The 3,405-nt window shown below is 63.3% G+C and carries 2 protein-coding genes and 1 pseudogene; all 3 read left to right on the top strand.

The genetic code is table 11. The features are described 5' to 3' along the window. Positions 1 to 1,910: pseudogene (gene infB / locus JCM21793_RS27890) on the top strand (translation initiation factor IF-2); the annotation flags it as partial. Positions 1,911 to 2,151: 241 nt separating this feature from the next. Next, a complete protein-coding gene (gene rbfA / locus JCM21793_RS22705; RefSeq protein ID WP_025031826.1) occupies positions 2,152 to 2,556 on the top strand; it encodes a 30S ribosome-binding factor RbfA in 405 nt (134 codons plus the stop codon). After that, the coding region (truB, locus tag JCM21793_RS22700) for a tRNA pseudouridine(55) synthase TruB (RefSeq protein WP_025031825.1) at positions 2,556 to 3,405 on the top strand (850 nt) is incomplete at its 3' end. The genes rbfA and truB, both read left to right, overlap by 1 nt.

Here is a 3,405-nt window from a genome sequence, read left to right as displayed (position 1 = left end):
TCGCGTGGCGACGACCAGCGCCGCCGTGGCAAGCTGACGCTCAATCGCGCGCTGTCGGACGATGGCGAGACGCGCGGGCGTTCGCTCTCTTCGATGCGCCGCCGCCAGGAAAAATTCAAGCGCGCCCAGCATCAGGAGCCGCGTGAGAAGATTTCCCGCGAGGTGGTTCTTCCCGAGACGATCACCATTCAGGAGCTCGCCCAGCGTATGGCCGAGCGCGCCGTGGATGTTATCAAGTTCTTCATGAAGCAGGGCCAGATGTTGAAGCCCGGCGACGTGATCGATGCGGATACCGCCGAACTGGTGGCTGAAGAGTTCGGTCATACCGTGAAGCGCGTTGCCGAGTCCGACGTCGAAGAAGGCCTCTTCAATGTTGAAGACAAGGCTGAGGATTTGAAGCCGCGTCCGCCCGTCGTTACGATCATGGGCCACGTCGACCACGGCAAGACCTCGCTGCTCGATGCAATCCGCCATGCAAATGTGGTGTCCGGCGAGGCCGGCGGCATTACCCAGCATATCGGCGCCTATCAGGTCGAGCAGGGTGGTCAGACGATCACCTTCATCGATACGCCCGGCCACGCCGCCTTTACGGCCATGCGCGCGCGCGGTGCGGAAGCGACCGACATTGCCATTCTCGTGGTGGCGGCTGACGACAGCGTGATGCCGCAGACGATCGAGTCCATCAACCACGCCAAGGCTGCGGGCGTGCCGATCATTGTTGCGATCAACAAGATCGACAAGCCGGAAGCCGACGCCAACAAGGTGCGCACGGAGCTCCTCCAGCACGAGGTCTTCGTGGAGTCTATGGGCGGCGAGGTGCTCGACGTCGAGGTTTCTGCCGTCAAGGGCACCAATCTCGACAGGCTGCTGGAAGCGGTTCTGCTTCAGTCCGAGGTTCTTGAGCTCAAGGCCAACCCGGATCGCTCCGCCGAAGGCGTGGTCATCGAGGCCAAGCTCGACCGTGGTCGCGGCTCGGTTGCCACGGTTCTGGTCCAGGCAGGTACGCTTCACACCGGCGACATCATCGTGGCCGGTAACGAGTGGGGCCGTGTCCGCGCGCTCGTCAACGATCGTGGCGAGCAGCTGAAGGAAGCTCCGCCCTCCATGCCGGTCGAGATCCTCGGCCTGCAGGGAACCCCGCTGGCCGGCGACCGCATCGCGGTTGTCGAGAGCGAGGCACGCGCCCGCGAGATTTCCGAGTATCGCCAGCGTCTGGCCCGCGAGAAGTCCGTTGCCCGCCAGGCGGGTCAGCGCGGCTCGCTCGAGCAGATGATGTCGCAGCTTCAGGACACGGGCCTGAAAGAGTTCCCGCTCATCGTCAAGGGCGACGTACAGGGCTCGATCGAGGCCATTGCCGGTGCGCTCGACAAGCTGGGCACCGACGAAGTCCGCGCACGCATCGTCCATTCGGGTGCCGGCGCGATCACGGAGAGCGACGTGTCGCTCGCCGAGACTTCCGAGGCCGCGATCATCGGCTTCAACGTCCGCGCCAACAAGCAGGCGCGCGATGCGGCTGAAGCTGCCGGGATCGAGATCCGCTACTACAACATCATCTACGATCTCGTGGATGACATCAAAGCGGCCATGTCGGGCCTCCTTTCTCCGGAGCGCCGCGAGACCTTCCTCGGCAATGCGAGATCCTCGAGGTCTTCAACGTGTCCAAGGTCGGCAAGGTCGCCGGCTGCCGGGTCACCGAAGGCAAGGTGGAGCGTGGTGCCGGCGTGCGCCTCATCCGCGACAGCGTGGTGATCCACGAAGGCAAGCTGAAGACGCTCAAGCGCTTCAAGGACGAAGTCTCCGAAGTGCCTGCCGGTCAGGAATGCGGCATGGCGTTCGAGAACTACGAAGACATTCGCCCCGGCGATGTCATCGAGGCCTATCGCGTCGAGATGGTCACGCGCACGCTCTAGATCGCCGTGCGTCCATTCGGACGCACAAACGACGATCTAGGTTTTTGATGGAGTATCGGAATGACCCGAAAACCGGTTTCAACTTTTCGGTCCGATGCTCTAATGCGCGTACGTTTGGAGCAGCCAGGATGGGGCACTTGATGCCCCATCTCGCTTTCCGGCGTCAGACGCTTCCGCTTTCATAATTTGCCGATATCCGCGATGCGGATACAATAGGGCTTTCCCCGCAAGAAGGTGCTCCATGCCGTCTTCCGCTCCCTCTCAACGCCAGCTTCGCGTCGGCGAGCAGGTGCGTCACGCAATCGCGCAGGCTCTCCAGCGCGGCGATGTAAGCGACGATGCGCTCGCAAACACCGTGGTTTCCGTGTCTGAAGTGCGTATGTCACCGGACCTGAAAATCGCCACCGCCTATGTCTCGCCGCTCGGCGCGGCCGACAAGGATGCGGTAGCGGCAGCTCTGAACCGCCATGCGCGCTTCCTCCGCGGACGCATCACACCGGCGTTGCGGCAGATGAAATACATGCCGGAACTGCGGTTCCGCGTGGACGACAGTTTCGAGAATTTCAACAAGATCGATCGCCTCTTGAAGTCGCCGGAAGTGGCCCGCGACCTGAAGGACGACGACGCGAATGAGGATGATCTTTGATGGCGCGGCGCGGCAAGCGGAAGGGACGCCGTATCAACGGCTGGCTGATCCTCGACAAGCCGGCGGGCATGGGATCCACCAGCGCCGTTTCCAAGATCAAATGGCTTTTCAACGCGGAGAAGGCCGGTCATGCCGGCACACTCGACCCGCTCGCATCCGGCATGCTGCCGATCGCGCTTGGTGATGCGACGAAGACGGTGCCCTTCGTCATGGATGGCGCCAAGGTCTACCGCTTCAAGGTCGCCTGGGGTGAGGAGCGGGCCACCGACGATCTGGAAGGCCCGGTCACGGAAAGCTCCGACGAGCGCCCGACTGAAGAGGCCGTTCGCGCCCTGTTGCCGAACTATACGGGCATCATTATGCAGACCCCGCCGCAGTTTTCCGCCGTTAAGATTGACGGTGAGCGCGCCTACGACCTTGCCCGCGAGGGCGAGACGGTCGAGATCGCGGCGCGGGAGATTGAGGTGGGCCGGCTCGACCTGGTTTCCTTCACGCCTGATGAAGCCGTGTTCGAGATCGAGTGCGGCAAGGGCACCTATGTGCGCAGTATCGCCCGCGACCTGGGTCGCGACCTGGGGTGCTACGGCCACATTGCAGAGCTGCGCCGCACCGAGGTCTATCCTTTCCTTCCCGATCAGCTCGTGGAGCTGCCGGCGCTTGAGGAGGCGGCGACGGAAGGGGACCGCGAGGCCGGCGACTTCGCTACGCTCGACGAATATCTTCTCGATATCGCCACGGCTCTCGAGGGTCTGCCGGAAGTCGCCGTTACCGACGATGCGGCGGCGCGGATTCGACTGGGCAACCCGGTGATCGTGCGCGGCCGTGACGCCCCGGTCGAGGCGCCGGAGG

The sequence above is a fragment of the Nitratireductor aquibiodomus NL21 = JCM 21793 genome, from assembly GCF_000615975.1.
GTDB classification, from domain to species: domain Bacteria; phylum Pseudomonadota; class Alphaproteobacteria; order Rhizobiales; family Rhizobiaceae; genus Nitratireductor; species Nitratireductor aquibiodomus.
This window is presented reverse-complemented; position numbering and strand designations above follow the sequence as displayed.

Excerpts from the sequence above, each read along its gene's own strand:
- rbfA (WP_025031826.1), top strand. The coding sequence starts at position 2,152 with ATGCCGTCTTCCGCTCCCTCTCAACGCCAGCTTCGCGTCGGCGAGCAG.